Here is a 15,841-nt window from a genome sequence, read left to right on the forward strand (position 1 = left end):
ATGTCAGTTAAAATTGCGCTTGCCGGCAACCCTAACTGTGGTAAGACCACACTGTTCAATGCATTGACAGGGGCTAATCAGTTTGTGGGAAACTGGCCCGGTGTTACAGTAGAAAAAAAGGAAGGTAAGCTGAAAGGGAACAAAGATGTTATCATCATGGACCTTCCGGGAATATATTCCCTGTCACCTTACACACTGGAGGAAGTGGTAGCCAGAAACTATCTGATCACAGAGCGTCCGGATGCCATATTAAACATTGTGGACGGCACGAACCTGGAGAGGAACCTGTATCTGTCCACCCAGCTTATGGAGCTTGGTATTCCTGTCATCATGGCAGTGAACATGATGGATGTGGTAGCAAAAAACGGAGATATCATTAAGATTAGTGAGCTGTCCAGACAACTGGGCTGTGAAGTGGTGGAGATTTCCGCGTTGAAAGGAACCGGAATCCGGGAGGCAGCTGACAAGGCAGTGCGGGTCGCCCGGAAAAAAAGCGCAGGGATGCCTGTCCATAAATTCCAGAAACGAGTGGAGGAAGCACTGGATGAGATTGAAGCTCTGCTGGGTGGAAATATTCCGGAGGAACAGAGGCGTTTCTATGCGGTAAAACTTTTCGAGAGAGATAATAAGATCGGTGAGACCATTTCCGGTCTGCCGGATGTGGAATCCATCATCACAGCCGTGGAAAAAGACCTGGATGATGATTCGGAGAGTATTGTCACCAATGAGAGATACACGTACATAGGAAATGTGGCCAAGAAGGCATACAATAAAAAAAGCAAGGGGAAGATGACAACCTCAGATAAGATCGACGGGATCGTTACAAACCGTTTCCTTGGCCTTCCCATTTTCTTTGCGGTGATGGCGCTGGTTTATTATATATCTGTGAGTACAGTGGGCGGATGGGCCACTGACTGGGTAAATGACGGTGTGTTTGCGGATGGATGGAACTTCCTGGGGATTTCTTCCCTGCACGTTCCCGCAATACCTGAACTGCTGAAGAACGGCCTGGAGGCCATCAACTGCGCGGCATGGCTGCAGAGTCTGATCGTGGACGGTATAGTAGCTGGTGTAGGTGCTGTCCTTGGATTTGTACCTCAGATGCTGGTACTGTTTTTATTCCTGGCATTCCTGGAAGGCTGCGGATACATGGCCAGAGTTGCATTCATTATGGACCGTATCTTCCGTAAATTCGGTCTTTCCGGAAAATCCTTCATCCCTATGCTGATCGGTACGGGATGCGGCGTTCCGGGCATTATGGCATCCAGAACCATTGAAAATGACAGAGACCGTAAGATGACCATCATGACAACCACATTTATCCCGTGCAGCGCAAAACTTCCCATTATTGCCCTGATCGCAGGCGCCCTGTTCGGCGGTGCATGGTGGGTGGCACCCAGTGCATATATTGTGGGGGTTCTGGCAATCATTTGTTCCGGTATTATATTAAAGAAAACCAGGAAATTCGCCGGCGACCCGGCTCCCTTCGTCATGGAGCTTCCGGCATATCACATGCCAACCGTGGGAAATGTACTCAGGAGCATGTGGGAGAGAGGCTGGTCCTTCATTAAAAAAGCAGGTACGGTTATTCTTCTTTCCACGATCTTTATCTGGTTTACCCAGGGATTCGGTTTCGAGAACGGTACCTTTGGCATGGTTGACGATATGAATCATTCCCTGCTGGCAGCTATCGGCAAAGGTATCTCCTGGCTGTTCATTCCTCTTGGATGGGGAGACTGGAAAGCAGCCGTTGCAGCCGTCTCCGGATTGGTTGCAAAGGAAAATGTGGTTGGTACTTTTGGTATCCTCTACGGATTTGCGGAAGTGGCGGAAAACGGAGCAGAGATTTGGGGAACACTGGCAGGCAGCTTTACAGCCGCTGCTGCATATTCCTTCCTGGTGTTCAACCTTCTGTGTGCACCCTGCTTTGCGGCTATGGGAGCCATCAAACGTGAAATGAACAATGCAGGCTGGTTCTGGTTTGCCATTGGATATCAGACCTTGCTGGCGTACTGCTCCTCTCTGGTTGTCTACCAGATTGGACATCTGCTGGAGGGCGGAGCGTTTGGTTTCGGCACCGTAGCGGCGATCCTTGTATTGGCAGTTTTCCTGTATCTGCTGTTCAGACCATACAAAGAAAAAGGTACACTAGATGTGAAAATCAAGACAGGTAAGGCGGCGAAGGCATAAATGCCTTCCGGCCTGTCCGGAAAGGTGGGATAGATATGAATGCTGGGACAATTATAGTGCTGTTGGTTTTACTCTGTGTTGTGGGGCTGATCGTCAGAAAGATCGTGAGAGACAAGAAGGCCGGCAATACCTGTGGAAGCTGCGGCGGTAACTGCAGCTGCTGCTCTGGGGCAGCAGAACAGAAGTTAAAATAGAGGTGATCTTACGCAGCCGGATGGAACGCTGGGGCGTGTCGGGCTGGAGTTTCAGACATATGCTAAAGGATAACGGGAGGCTTTTGTATATCATTTACAAAAGCGGTCCCGTTTTTTTGTGTGCGGACCGTTTCATACAGGTTGGAGGCAAACAAGTCCTGCCGGAATTTTTCCCGGGCTGTCTCACCCAGCAGCTTTTGGTGATCCGCTGCTTTGGTGATGAGCGGAATCTCCGCCTTTGCTTTAATTTCCCGAAGAAGGCCCCTGTCAGCCTTTTTAAAGCCCAGTATTCGAGCATAAGGGGGCACGGAAATAGGGCGTTCCTCTGCTTTTATATTGAGAAGCACATGGAGAAGCGCCCGGCTGATACGGGTGTACGTCAGCTCCCGTGTTTTTAACAGGGCCGAAAATTGAGAGAAGCTTTGGTATTCATTTAAACGGGCATGGATACGTCTGGCCAATTCCGGGGACATATCAGAATACATGCTGAGCTCTTGGGGGGTATGCAGCATGAGTTTGTAGCGGAGCAGCAGTGAAAAATCATCATCCCAAACAGGAGATTCCCCGGAAAGCCTGTCCGCTGCCAGCAGGGCAGCTGATCTAGGCATGGTCTTTGTGAGAAATTTGCCATAGACGGATGGTACATTTTTAACTCCTGCTGGGATTTCCTTTAAATAGTTTCGGATGGCGGTGGCACTGGAAAAAGAAGCGGACAGGTCCTTGTCATGATATCCCGCGCCTTCACGCTTCAGGGCAGAGGGCTGTATTTTACTGTTTGACCGCTTCAGGGCCTTTATATATTCCAGGCCAAGGATATTGTTGGGGGAATCCAGAAGCCCGGACAGAGATTCGGACCGGTTAAGGGCTGCAAAAGCTTCTTTGCGGGCAGCAGGAAAAGAATAGCCCTTTTTTAAAAGGGAACGAAGAGTATGCTGATAAGCGGTATGTTCCGTTAAAAGAGCTTCCGCGCATGCAGCCAGTGCCGTGGTATCCCCGGATTCGCTTCCAAAACAGAGCGCATCCACGCAGCCAAGCCGGTCCAGCACATGGACGGCACCGGAAGCAAAATATTCCGCACTTGCGCAGGCGCTTGAAACAGGCAGTTCCAGCACCAGATCCGCACCGTTCAAAAGAGCCATGCGGGTGCGGAGGTATTTGTCAAACAGGGCAGGCGCTCCTCTCTGCACGAAATCTCCGCTCATGATCACTACAAGGTGCTCAGCGTCTGTAAGCTCTCTGGCTTTTTTTAGATGATACGCGTGGCCTTTATGAAAAGGATTGTATTCGGCAATGATTCCGGTGATTCTGCTCATAGGATCCCTATTCCCTTCTGTATGAATGTCTGTTACACTTGTCCTTTATTATTGGTTTAAATATAACAAATATTCTGTCTTCAGACAACCATTTATATTTTCCCGTTACATGTTCCTAAAAGAATACAAAATTTGCCCGTAAATTTAAACAGTGCCCTTGTACCATTTTTTGAAAAGATGTATAATGATACCAAACGTGGCTGTTTTGGCCGCGAAGATGTATGATAACGGAGGAAAAAACATGAACGTATTAGTAGTAAACTGCGGAAGTTCATCCCTGAAATTCCAGTTGATCAATTCTGACACAGAAGAAGTTGCTGCAAAAGGCTTATGCGAGCGTATCGGCATTGACGGAAGACTGGTTTATCAGCCGGCAGGCGGTGAGAAAGAGACAACAGAAGCAGCAATGCCAACCCATACAGAGGCCATCAAAATGGTTCTTGACGCTTTAGTAAACCCGAAGACAGGTGTATTAAAGAGCCTGGACGAAGTGGAAGCGATCGGACACCGTGTCCTGCACGGAGGTGCTAAGATTTCCGATTCCTGTATCATTGATGACGAAGTTATCTCTGTTATTGAAGAGTGCTGTGACCTGGGACCGCTGCACAACCCGGCTAACTTAATGGGTATCCGCGCATGTATGGAACTGATGCCCGGCAAGCCAAACGTGGCAGTGTTCGACACAGCTTTCCATCAGACTATGCCGGAGAAAGCATACATGTATGCGATTCCGTACAAATATTATGACAAATATAAAGTCCGCAAATACGGTTTCCACGGAACTTCCCATCGTTTCGTATCCAAAGAGACCATTAAATTCCTGGGACTTGATCCGGACAACTCCAAAGTGATCGTAGCGCATTTAGGAAACGGTTCCTCTATCAGCGCGGTTGTGAACGGCAAATGTGTGGACACCAGCATGGGACTGACTCCTCTGGAAGGTCTTGTAATGGGAACACGTTCCGGTGATTTGGATCCGGCTGTTCTGGAATTCATCTGCGGAAAAGAAAACATTGACGTAAAAGAGATGGTGCGCATCCTGAACAAAGAATCCGGACTGTTAGGTCTGTCCCAAGGTCTGTCCAGTGACTTCCGTGACTTAAACGAAGCCAGAGAACAGGGAAACCCGGATGCCAAGAGAGCCGTTGACTGCCTGTGCTACCGTATTGTAAAATACATTGGTTCCTATGTGGCAGCTATGAACGGCGTGGACGCCATCGCTTTCACAGGCGGCATCGGTGAGAATGCCATCCCGGTTCGTGAGACGGTTGTCAACAGCCTTTCTTACCTGGGAATCACCCTGGACGAGGAAGCAAACCAGAAACGCGGAGAGAACATGATCATCTCCACTGCAGATTCCAAAGTGAAAGTTGCCGTGGTTCCCACCAACGAAGAGCTTGCAATCTGTCAGGAAACAGCAGAATTAGTCAAGAATGAGAAATAATAGTTGACAAATTGAAAATCCCTATGTATAATTTACTAGGTGTGATTAGGAGACTATTATGCTAATTGATTTATCAGAAATTTTATCCCTGGAAGGAAAGACACAGGTCATAGAAGCACCTGTTTCCATGGATTCCTTTCAATCGAAACTAGGCAGCTTTCCTGTGAAGGCAAAAGAGCCTGTAGTTCTTACAATAACGAATACCGGCAAAAAGGTTCTGCACCTGGAAGCAAAAGGCAGTGTAACTCTGTCCATTCCCTGTGACCGCTGTTTAAAAGGGGTTCCGGTGGACTTTCCCTTTGCACTGGAAAGAGATATGGATATGAAAGTTTCGGAGGAAGACAGGATAAAAGACTTAGATGAAATTAATTATGTCACAGGTTGTAGCCTGGATGTTGAGCAGTTAGTGCATAATGAGATTTTAATCCGTTGGCCTTTACGGGTCCTGTGTAAAGAGGACTGCAAGGGAATCTGCAGCCATTGCGGCAAAGATTTAAATGACGGCCCCTGTTCCTGCGAGCAGGAAAGCCTCGATCCGAGAATGGCAGCAATCCGTGATATATTTAGCAAATTTAAGGAGGTGTAACTATGTCCATCTGTCCAAAAAATAAAACTTCAAAAGCAAGAAGAGATAAAAGAAGAGCTAACTGGAAAATGAGCGCTCCGAACTTAGTAAAATGCAGCAAATGTGGAGCCTTAATGATGCCACACAGAGTATGCAAAGCTTGCGGAAGTTACAACAAAAAAGAAATCATCAAAATGGGTGAAGAATAATTCATGCATGAGAAAGGCCTTCTGGACAACCAGGAGGCTTTTTTGTAATATTTTTGTAATAAATCTATAAAAAACCTTGCGGTTTATGTAAAAACAAGTTAATATAGAACTGGAATTACAACCGATGAATCAAAAATCACATTTCTATTAAAGGAGGAAGATGGATGAATAAATGGTTAAAGAAAGGGATTCTGCTTCTTGCAGTCGGATGCCTTACTTTTGCCGTGACGGGCTGCAGCGGGGAAAAGGTGATGGACAAGGTGCTGGAAAAGACAGACCCCAAGCCGGAGAATACAGATAAAAGCAGTGAGAAGGATGATGAGAATAAGACGCAGGAACCGGAGGTTGCGGTTGCAAAACCGGAGTTCACTACAAATCTCAGCGGTTCCGTTACTTATAAGACCGGAGATAAGGCAGAAGCCCTGAAAGTGGAGGTGAAGACATCGGACAAAGGTGTCATCACTTACCAGTGGTACCAGAGCCAGACGAACACCAACGGAGGCGGTACTCCGGTGGAAGGGGAGACAAAGAACACCTTTACCCCTCCTACCAATGAGGCAAAGACCATGTTCTATTATGTGGTGGCGACCAGTACCATCGGTTCCTCCACAAATGGCATAACCAGTGATACGGCAGAGATCATCGTGTCTGATGACGCGGAAAGCAAGGATGCCGAGAAGAAAAAATCAGAGGAAAAGAAGGACGAAAAGAAAGAGAAGAAGGAGAAAACTTCCGGAACCTGGACAGAATCTGATAAAGGCTGGTGGTACGATTACGGGGACGGCACCTATCCCAAGAGCCAGTGGTTGGAGATTGAGGGCAAGTGGTATACCTTTGATGACCATGGCTATATGAGAAAAGGCTGGTATCAGGAAGGCAGCGCCTGGTATTATCTGAACGATGACGGTTCCATGGCAGCAGATACCGATGTGGAAGGCTATCATCTGGGCAGTGACGGAAAAATGCAGTAAATAAGAAAATAGTATAAAAATGGCAGGCGGCTGCTGTAAAAGAATATCTTTTACAGCAGCCCTCTTGCGGTTTTAAAGGATGTCTGGTAAAATTATTTGCAGAATACAGGAGGCAGAATATGGAGAATATGACAATTGTGGCAGTGGATGCCATGGGAGGCGACAATGCACCGGCGGAAATTGTCAAAGGTGCAGTAGACGCTGTGAAAGAAAAAGCAAACCTGAAGGTACTTCTGGTAGGCCGGGAAGAGGCTGTAAAAAAAGAATTGGAGGCCTGCGGCAATTCTTTAGAGAGGATTGAAATTGTTCCCGCATCCCAGGTTATAGAGACAGGAGAACCGCCGGTTGCCGCGATCCGGGGCAAAAAGGATTCCTCCATCGTGGTGGGGATGAAGCTGGTGAAGAAAGGGGAAGCAGACGCTTTCGTATCCGCAGGAAGCTCCGGAGCCATCCTGGTGGGAGGCACTACCATTGTGGGCAGGATCAAAGGTGTGGAGAGAGCACCTTTGGCCCCGCTGATCCCCACAAGAGACGGTGTGTCTCTCTTAATAGACTGCGGCGCTAATGTAGATGCCCGTTCCTCCCATCTGGTGCAGTTCGCCCGCATGGGATCTATCTACATGGAGCATGTCATGGGTGTCAGCAAGCCCCGTGTGGGAATCGTGAACATAGGTGTCGAGGAGGAGAAAGGAAATGCCTTGGTAAAAGAGACATATCCGCTGCTGAAAGAATGTGAGGATATTAATTTTATCGGCAGCATTGAAGCCAGGGAAATTCCCAACGGCGCGGCAGATGTTATAGTGACAGAAGCCTTTGTGGGAAATGTGATCCTGAAGCTATACGAGGGTGTGGGAGCCACTTTGATCTCCAAGGTGAAGCAGGGCATGATGACAACCCTGCGCAGCAAAATAGGCGCTCTTTTGGTGAAACCGGCACTCAAATCCACATTAAAAAGCTTTGATGCCAGCGAGTACGGCGGAGCGCCGCTTTTAGGCCTGAAGGGACTTGTGGTGAAATGCCATGGAAGTTCCAAGTCTTCGGAGGTGAAGAACTCCATCATCCAGTGTATTTCGTTCAAAGAACAGAACATCAGTGAACGGATCGGAAAGAATATTATTTCATCAAAATAGGCCATGGCTGCACGCGGTGAATGACCGTGTGTGGAGGGAAACATCAGATAAAAGGAAAAGCATAAGGAGGAAAAGAGATGGAACTGGAAAAATTACAGAAGATTATTGCGGAGGTTTTAAATGTGGATGCCCATGAGGTTACCATGGAGACCACATTTGTAGAAGACCTGGGAGCCGATTCTCTGGATATTTTTCAAATCATCATGGGCATTGAGGAGGAGTTCGATATCGAGATTCCCACAGAGGAGGCGGAGAAAATCGTATCCGTAGGCGATGCGGTGGAAGAGATTAAAAAACTGATTGGTTAATGACAAATCGGATGTCCCAAATCCGGCTGCCAGATTCCATCTGAATCTTCCGGGGATTTGGTGACATCCTCTTTTTCTAAAACAATAAAAAAAGCGGGATAAGTCCCGGAAAGGAAAACTATGAAAAACTTGAAAAAACTCATGGAACTGGAGGCAAAGACAGGATATAAATTTCAGAATTTTGATCTGCTTATAAATGCCATGACCCACAGCTCCTATGCCAATGAACACAGAATTTCCTATGTGGGAAATAATGAGCGTTTGGAGTTTTTGGGAGATGCGGTGCTGGAACTGACATCCAGTGAATTTTTATTTGAAAAACATCCCCAGATGCCGGAAGGAGAACTGACGAAGAAGCGTGCCAGCATGGTCTGTGAGCCTACACTGGCTCTCTGTGCAAGAGAACTGTCGCTGGGGGAATATCTGCTTCTGGGTAAAGGCGAGGAGGCCACAGGAGGCCGCAGGAGAGATTCCATCGTGTCAGACGCTATGGAAGCACTGCTTGGTGCCATTTACCTGGATGGCGGTTTTGCTAATGCAAAAGAGTTCGTTCAGAAATTTATCCTGAATGATATTGAGAATAAACAGCTCTTTTATGATAGCAAGACTACACTTCAGGAGATCGTGCAGGGCAGGTATGAGGAGGATGTGCGCTATATGCTCCTTCGGGAGGAAGGGCCTGACCACAACAAATCCTTTTATATGCAGGCACTTTTGGGAGAAAAGGTGCTGGGAGAGGGCTGCGGCCACACCAAGAAGGCAGCGGAGCAGCAGGCAGCTTACTGCGCCATTAAAAAACTGAAAAACGACAAAGGTGATTTATGTATCTAAAGAGCATTGAAGTGCAGGGATTTAAATCCTTTGCCAACAAGATAACATTTGAATTTCATAACGGCATCACCGGTATTGTAGGTCCAAACGGCAGCGGCAAGAGCAACGTAGGCGATGCTGTCCGCTGGGTACTGGGCGAGCAGAGCGCCAAACAGCTTCGAGGGGGTAATATGCAGGATGTTATCTTCTCCGGTACGGAGACGAGAAAACCCCTGGGATTCGCTTATGTTGCTATTACCCTTGACAACAGCGACCACCAGCTCCCCATCGACTACGAGGAGGTCACCATAGCCAGAAGGCTGTACCGCTCCGGTGAGAGTGAATATCTCATGAACGGCACTTCCTGCCGGTTGAAGGATGTAAATGAGCTGTTCTATGATACCGGTATCGGAAAAGAGGGCTATTCCATCATCGGACAGGGCCAGATCGACAAGATATTGAGCGGCAAGCCGGAGGAGAGAAGAGAGCTTTTTGACGAGGCGGCCGGAATCGTGAAATTTAAGCGGAGAAAAGCCTCAGCCCTTAAAAAACTGGAGGAGGAACAGCAGAACCTGACCCGTGTCAGCGACATTCTGTCAGAACTCACAAGACAGCTCGCCCCTTTAGAGAGACAGTCTGAGACAGCCAGGATCTATCTAAAGAAAAGAGAGGAATTAAAAGGCCTGGATACCCAGATGTTCCTCTCGGAAATGGAGCGGATCAAAGAGCAGCTCCGTGAGGTGGAAGGAAAATACAGGATCGCCCAAAGCGACCTGGAGGAGACCACCAAAAGCTTTGAAACCACAAAGACAGAGTACGAACAACTGGAAAAAGAACTGGAGGAGCTGGAGGAGAATATCCAGCAGTTCAGGGAGGAATCCACCCAAAAGGCCTTATTGAAACAACAGCTGGAAGGTCAGATCAATGTGTTGAATGAGCAGATCCACGCGGCAAGGCAAAGCGATGAGCAGTACCGGGAACGGGTAAAGCACCTGGAAGGCGAGATCGCCAGACGCCTGGAGGATGCAGAAAAATACACCAGGGAAAAGAGCGAGCTGGACGCCAGACTTGCGGAGGCGGAAGCAGCCCAGGAAGGGGCGAAGAAGCAGTTCAGGGACCTGGCTATTGAGATTCACAAACTGGAGGAAAAGATTGAGGAGGACAAAAATGAAATCATAGAGCTCCTCAATATGCGGGCCTCCACAAAGGGAAAGATGCAGCGCTATGACGCTATGATGGAGCAGATTTCCCTCAGAAAGACAGAGTTAAACCAAAAGCTCCTGCGCCTGAAAAGCGAGGCAAGCCAGCAGAGGGATGCCAAAGAGCGCTATGAAAAAGAGCAGCAGGAGATAGAGGAGAACATAGAAAAGCTCACCAGACAGAGCAATCACAGCGAGGATGAGATAAAACGCTGTCAGGCGCTGATCTCCAAAGCCGGCAGAGAGCTGGATCTTGGACAGACGGCTTATCACAGGGAGGCATCCCGCCTGGAATCCCTGCAGAACATTACGGAGCGCTATGACGGATACGGCAACAGCATCCGCCGTGTCATGGAGCAGAAAAAAAATGTTCCGGGCATCCGCGGTGTTGTGGCGGATTTGATCAAAGTCCAGAAGAATTATGAGACAGCCATCGAGACTGCCCTGGGCGGCAGTATCCAGAACATAGTTACAGACAATGAGGGCACAGCCAAGGAGCTGATCACCTTCCTGAAACGGAACAAATATGGCCGTGCCACGTTCCTGCCTCTTACCAGCATGAAAAATAAAAAGCCCTTTGCCAATGCCGCGGCCCTGAAAGAGCCGGGTGTCATCGGGGTTGCCAGTGAGCTGGTGACTGTGGATGCGGAATATGAAGGGCTTACCAATTACCTGCTGGGCAGAACCCTGGTGGTGGACCATATTGACCATGGTATCGCCATTGCCAGGAAATATCAGTATACCATCCGTATGGTGACCATTGAGGGGGAATCTCTGAATCCGGGCGGTTCCCTGACAGGCGGTGCCTTTAAAAATAACAGCAACCTGTTGGGACGCCGGCGGGAAATCGACGAACTCAGAAACAGTGTAGAAATGCTGAAAAAGGATTTGGAAGAGAAGCAGGCGGAACTGGACGGTTACCGGGAGAAGAGGAACCACTTCCGCGGGGAGGTGGCACGTCTGGGAGAGCTTCTACAGGAACAGTACCTGCGGGACAACACAGTGCGCATGAACCTGCAGTCCATGGATGCCAAAAAGCAGGAGATCGCGGATGGCTATGAAAGCCTGAAAAAAGAGAATGCGGAGCTGGAAAAACAGGTGGCTGAGATCTCCGAGAACAGTGATTCCATCCGCCTGGAACTGGAGACAAGCGCAGCCCAGGAAAAAGCCCTGGAGGATGCCATCACCATTAACCAGGAAGCTCTGGATGAGAAGAAAAAGCTGGAGACTGCACATTCCAGAAGCCTGGAGCAGGCACATTTGGAAACGGCTAATCTGACGTCAAAGCGAGGATTCCTGGAGGAAAACCTGTCAAGACTGAAAGAGGAGACGGGCAGTCTGAAGGAGCAGATGGGATCTCTGCTTGGAAGTCTTAAAAACGGCAAGGCCGATATGGAGAAAAAAGTCAGGGATATTGAGGAAATACGGCTGACCATTGAGCGCGCCCAGAAGGAAGCGGTGGAGGACGAGGCAAAGATGCAGGAGTACCTTCAGCGCAAGGAAGAGATGAACCGCACCCACAAATCCTTTTTTGACAAGCGGGACGAGCTGTCAGCCAGAATGAATCTTTTAGACAAGGAGTGTTACCGCCTCACCAGCCAGAAGGAAAAGCTGGAGGAAAGCCAGGAGAATCAGGTCAACTATATGTGGGAGGAATACGAGATGACCTACGGCCAGGCAATGGGGCAGGACTTCAGGGAGCTGATGGAGCGTTCGGAGATCAAAAAAGCTTTGGGAATTGTCAGGGAAGAGATCAAAAAGCTGGGCAATGTGAATGTGAATGCCATTGAGGAGTACAAGGAGCTGTCAGAGCGCCACACCTTTTTAAGTACCCAGCATGCGGATTTGGTACAGGCAGAACAGACGCTTCTTGGGATCATTGAGGAACTGGACACAGGAATGCGCAATCAGTTTGAGGAGAAATTTTCACAGATACGCATCGAATTTGACAAAGCGTTCAAAGAGCTGTTCGGCGGTGGAAAAGGTACACTTGAACTGGATGAGGATGCGGATATCCTTGAGGCAGGCATCCGTATCATATCCCAGCCTCCGGGCAAAAAGCTGCAGAATATGATGCAGCTCTCCGGTGGTGAGAAAGCCCTGACTGCCATAGCACTGCTGTTTGCCATCCAGAACCTGAAGCCGTCCCCTTTCTGTCTGCTGGATGAGATTGAGGCGGCTCTGGACGATTCCAATGTTACCCGCTACGCAAAATATCTGCACAAGTTGACAAAAAATACACAATTTATTATTATAACACATAGAAGAGGTACCATGACGGCTGCGGATCGTCTGTATGGTATCACTATGCAGGAAAAAGGTGTGTCCACACTTGTTTCCGTTAATCTTATAGAAAATGATTTGGACAAATAGGAGGGCATATGGCAGAGGAGAAAGAAAAAAAAGGCTTTTTTCAACGCCTGGTGGCGGGACTTTCCAAAACCAGGGCAAATATTGTATCCGGCATAGATTCCATTTTCAGCGGATATTCCAGTATTGATGACGATTTTTATGAAGAGATAGAAGAAATCCTTGTTATGGGTGATCTGGGGATCAATGCAACCACCCATATTGTTGAGGAGCTAAAGGCCCAGGTGGCGGAGAGGAAGATCAAAGACCCCCAGGAGTGCAAACAGCTCCTAATGGAAAGTATCAAATCCCAGATGGCTGTGGGGGAGACTGCGTATGAGTTTGAGCACCGCAAGTCCGTGATACTGGTCATTGGGGTAAACGGTGTGGGTAAGACCACATCGGTGGGCAAGCTGGCAGGCAAGCTGAAAGACCAAGGAAAAAAAGTGATCCTGGCAGCAGCAGACACCTTCCGGGCAGCAGCAGGGGAACAGCTTACCCAGTGGGCGAACCGGGCCGGAGTGGAGCTGATCGGCGGTCAGTCAGGCGCAGACCCTGCAAGTGTGGTCTACGACGCCATTGCGGCGGCAAAAGCCAGGGATGCGGATGTGCTTCTGTGTGACACGGCAGGGCGTCTTCACAATAAGAAAAACCTGATGGAGGAGCTGAGAAAGATTTACCGCATCATTGAGCGGGAATATCCGGAGGCCTATCTGGAGACTCTGGTTGTCCTGGACGGCACCACAGGGCAGAATGCCCTTCTGCAGGCCAGACAGTTCAATGAAGTTGCCAATGTGACAGGCATTATATTAACGAAACTGGACGGAACGGCAAAAGGCGGAATTGCAGTGGCAATCGAATCTGAGCTAGACATTCCGGTGAAATATATAGGGGTAGGAGAGAGCATTGACGATTTGCAGAAATTTAATTCCGATGAATTCGTAAACGCGCTTTTCGACATCAAGGAGTAAAGGAGAAAAATATGCTGACCCTGGAGAAATTTGAAGAAGCGTCGGAAATCGTAAAAAAAGTGACGCAGGACACCAAGCTGGCCTACAGCGACTATTTCAGTGCGCAGACCGGCAACAAAGTTTACTTAAAACCGGAAAATATGCAGGTGACAGGAGCTTATAAGCTCCGCGGCGCCTACTATAAAATCAGCACGCTGTCTGAGGAGGAGCGCGGTAAGGGCCTGATAACAGCCTCAGCGGGCAACCACGCCCAGGGCGTTGCCTACGCGGCAAAAGCATTTGGTGCAAAAGCTGTCATCGTCATGCCTACCACCACACCGCTGATCAAAGTAGAACGTACCAAGAGCTACGGGGCAGAGGTGGTGCTCTATGGAAATGTCTATGATGAAGCTTGTGACTATGCCTATAAGCTGGCACAGGAGCACGGATACACCTTTATTCACCCCTTCGATGACCCGGCTGTGGCGACGGGACAGGGAACCATTGCCATGGAGATCATCAAGGAGCTGCCATTGGTGGATTACATTCTGGCACCCATCGGGGGAGGCGGCCTGATCACAGGGGTATCCACCCTGGTAAAGCTTTTGAATCCCAATATCAAGGTGATCGGCGTGGAGCCGGCGGGCGCCAACTGTATGCAGACATCTTTAAAGGAAGGGGAAGTTGTGACCCTGGACGGCGTAAACACCATTGCGGACGGTACTGCAGTGAAACGCCCCGGAGATCACATTTTCCCTTACATCCAGAAAAACGTGGATGAGATCATAACCGTTGAGGACTCGGAACTGATCGTGGCATTTTTGGACATGGTGGAAAATCACAAGATGATCGTGGAGAATTCAGGCCTTCTGACTGTGGCGGCTTTAAAACATCTGAAGTTTACCGGCAAGAAAGTGGTATCTATTTTAAGCGGCGGAAATATGGATGTGATCACCATGGCCTCTGTGGTACAGTTGGGACTGATCGCGCGGGACAGGATCTTTACCGTATCGGTTCTTCTGCCGGATAAGCCGGGTGAGCTGGTCCGTGTGGCATCTGTCATTGCCCAGCAGCAGGGCAATGTAGTCAAACTGGACCACAACCAGTTTATCAGCGCCAACCGTTCCGCTGCCGTGGAGCTTAAGATCACCATCGAGGCATTTGGCACAGACCATAAAAACCAGATCATAAAAGCGCTGGAGGATGAGGGATACCGTCCGAAACAGATAACAGCCAATCTGTAAACAAGTGAAATGATGTGATAGGCAGGATGCCGGCATTTTGGTACGGAAGATACCAGAATGCCGGCGTTTTTTGTGTTATAAAGAAGCCCTTCGGTGTGGCAAAAAAATCTTCAGATAGATCATGATTTGATCATTTAACATATCACAGTTGTAAAATAGACGAAAAATAAGACTGTAAAATTGGTATAATTAGATAAATATTCAAAAATTAAACGTAAAACATTGTAAAAACAATGACAGAATGCTATTGTATATTTAATAGACTGACCGGTTTAATGTCACTGAAGATACCTTGGAAACAAGGCCGCTGTCAAAGAGAGTGTGATATGTATGAAGGAAAAAGAGGGAAACAGTAAGAGAAGTTCCGGAATCAGTAAATCATTGAGACGGTTTTTTGGTGTAGGAGATATGGGTTTTAATTTGATGACCAATATTGAAACCTATTATTTCCAGTTTTTCCTGACGGATATTGCGAAGTTTGCACTTCCGATCGTAACTTTGATATCCACAGTGTCCAGTCTTGTGGATGCAGCGCTGTCCTGGGCGTACGGCGCGTTTTTAAATACTATGAAGCCCATGAAATGGGGCAGATACAGGTCATGGCTTGCGGTGATCCCATGGCTTGTTCCGTTTCTCTATGCATTTCAGTTTATAAAGCTGAATGACGGAGTGGCGGCGGTTGTCATTATCATCATTGCCACGATCACCAGCCATATTGCATGGAACATACCTTTTGTGGCCAATATCTCCATGATCAATATTGCGGCAAAGACACCGGAAGACAGAATGGCCCTTTCCTCCACAAGAGCTGTCTGGGCAACACTGGGAATGGTACTGTACTCCTATGTAGGTCCCGGAACAGTGGCGATCCTGGCATCTGTAGTGGGTGCAGAAAATTCCTACGGTGCGGCAGCGTTTGTATTTGGCGTGCTGATGGCAGCAGGTTATTTTGCACATTTTAAGAT

The 15,841-nt window shown here is 48.4% G+C and carries 13 protein-coding genes and 1 pseudogene; 13 read left to right on the top strand and 1 reads right to left on the bottom strand.

Translation table 11 applies throughout. The annotated features are described in order from the left end of the window. Both feoB and A4V09_RS05120 read left to right on the top strand, forming a co-directional pair. Window positions 1–2,190 (top strand): ferrous iron transport protein B, encoded by a 2,190-nt coding sequence (gene feoB, locus A4V09_RS05115; protein WP_065541392.1) that lies wholly within the window; start codon window positions 1–3, stop codon window positions 2,188–2,190. Window positions 2,191–2,225: 35 nt separating this feature from the next. After that, window positions 2,226–2,384, top strand: coding sequence for a FeoB-associated Cys-rich membrane protein (locus tag A4V09_RS05120; protein ID WP_084043434.1), 159 nt, complete (start codon window positions 2,226–2,228; stop codon window positions 2,382–2,384). 62 nt (window positions 2,385–2,446) lie between these two features. Here A4V09_RS05120 and A4V09_RS05125 read toward each other — a convergent pair whose 3' ends face one another. Further along, window positions 2,447–3,697: a nucleotidyltransferase gene (locus A4V09_RS05125; protein ID WP_065541393.1), complete on the bottom strand. Its 1,251-nt coding sequence runs from the start codon at window positions 3,695–3,697 to the stop codon at window positions 2,447–2,449. Between the two features lie 241 nt (window positions 3,698–3,938). On the opposite strand from A4V09_RS05125, the gene A4V09_RS05130 reads away from it, so the two are divergent. The 11 genes and pseudogenes from A4V09_RS05130 to A4V09_RS25145 form a co-directional block, all read left to right on the top strand. Continuing rightward, window positions 3,939–5,141: an acetate/propionate family kinase gene (locus A4V09_RS05130; RefSeq protein WP_065541394.1), complete on the top strand. Its 1,203-nt coding sequence runs from the start codon at window positions 3,939–3,941 to the stop codon at window positions 5,139–5,141. A gap of 58 nt (window positions 5,142–5,199) precedes the next feature. Beyond that, window positions 5,200–5,727 (top strand): YceD family protein, encoded by a 528-nt coding sequence (locus A4V09_RS05135; protein WP_065541395.1) that lies wholly within the window; start codon window positions 5,200–5,202, stop codon window positions 5,725–5,727. A gap of 2 nt (window positions 5,728–5,729) precedes the next feature. After that, the gene (gene rpmF, locus A4V09_RS05140) at window positions 5,730–5,915 is read left to right on the top strand and encodes a 50S ribosomal protein L32 (RefSeq protein WP_018597460.1); all 186 of its coding nucleotides are present in this window, start codon (window positions 5,730–5,732) and stop codon (window positions 5,913–5,915) included. 164 nt (window positions 5,916–6,079) lie between these two features. After that, the gene (locus A4V09_RS25140) at window positions 6,080–6,886 is read left to right on the top strand and encodes a hypothetical protein (protein ID WP_065541396.1); all 807 of its coding nucleotides are present in this window, start codon (window positions 6,080–6,082) and stop codon (window positions 6,884–6,886) included. A gap of 119 nt (window positions 6,887–7,005) precedes the next feature. Beyond that, the gene (gene plsX, locus A4V09_RS05150; protein ID WP_065541397.1) at window positions 7,006–8,016 is read left to right on the top strand and encodes a phosphate acyltransferase PlsX; all 1,011 of its coding nucleotides are present in this window, start codon (window positions 7,006–7,008) and stop codon (window positions 8,014–8,016) included. A gap of 77 nt (window positions 8,017–8,093) precedes the next feature. After that, on the top strand, window positions 8,094–8,324 hold the full coding sequence (gene acpP, locus A4V09_RS05155; protein WP_065541398.1) for an acyl carrier protein: 231 nt from the start codon (window positions 8,094–8,096) through the stop codon (window positions 8,322–8,324). 120 nt (window positions 8,325–8,444) lie between these two features. Beyond that, entirely contained in the window at window positions 8,445–9,155 is a 711-nt protein-coding gene (gene rnc / locus A4V09_RS05160) for a ribonuclease III (RefSeq protein ID WP_065541399.1), read from the top strand. After that, a complete protein-coding gene (smc, locus tag A4V09_RS05165; RefSeq protein WP_065541400.1) occupies window positions 9,146–12,706 on the top strand; it encodes a chromosome segregation protein SMC in 3,561 nt (1,186 codons plus the stop codon). Before rnc ends, smc begins: the two co-directional genes overlap by 10 nt. 8 nt (window positions 12,707–12,714) lie before the next feature. Beyond that, window positions 12,715–13,653 (top strand): signal recognition particle-docking protein FtsY, encoded by a 939-nt coding sequence (ftsY, locus tag A4V09_RS05170; RefSeq protein ID WP_065541401.1) that lies wholly within the window; start codon window positions 12,715–12,717, stop codon window positions 13,651–13,653. A gap of 11 nt (window positions 13,654–13,664) precedes the next feature. Continuing rightward, the gene (gene ilvA / locus A4V09_RS05175) at window positions 13,665–14,876 is read left to right on the top strand and encodes a threonine ammonia-lyase (protein ID WP_065541402.1); all 1,212 of its coding nucleotides are present in this window, start codon (window positions 13,665–13,667) and stop codon (window positions 14,874–14,876) included. Window positions 14,877–15,206: 330 nt separating this feature from the next. After that, window positions 15,207–15,836 (top strand): annotated as a pseudogene (locus A4V09_RS25145) (MFS transporter); the annotation flags it as partial. Window positions 15,837–15,841 lie beyond the last annotated feature (5 nt).

The sequence above is a fragment of the Blautia pseudococcoides genome, assembly GCF_001689125.2.
GTDB lineage: Bacteria > Bacillota > Clostridia > Lachnospirales > Lachnospiraceae > Blautia > Blautia pseudococcoides.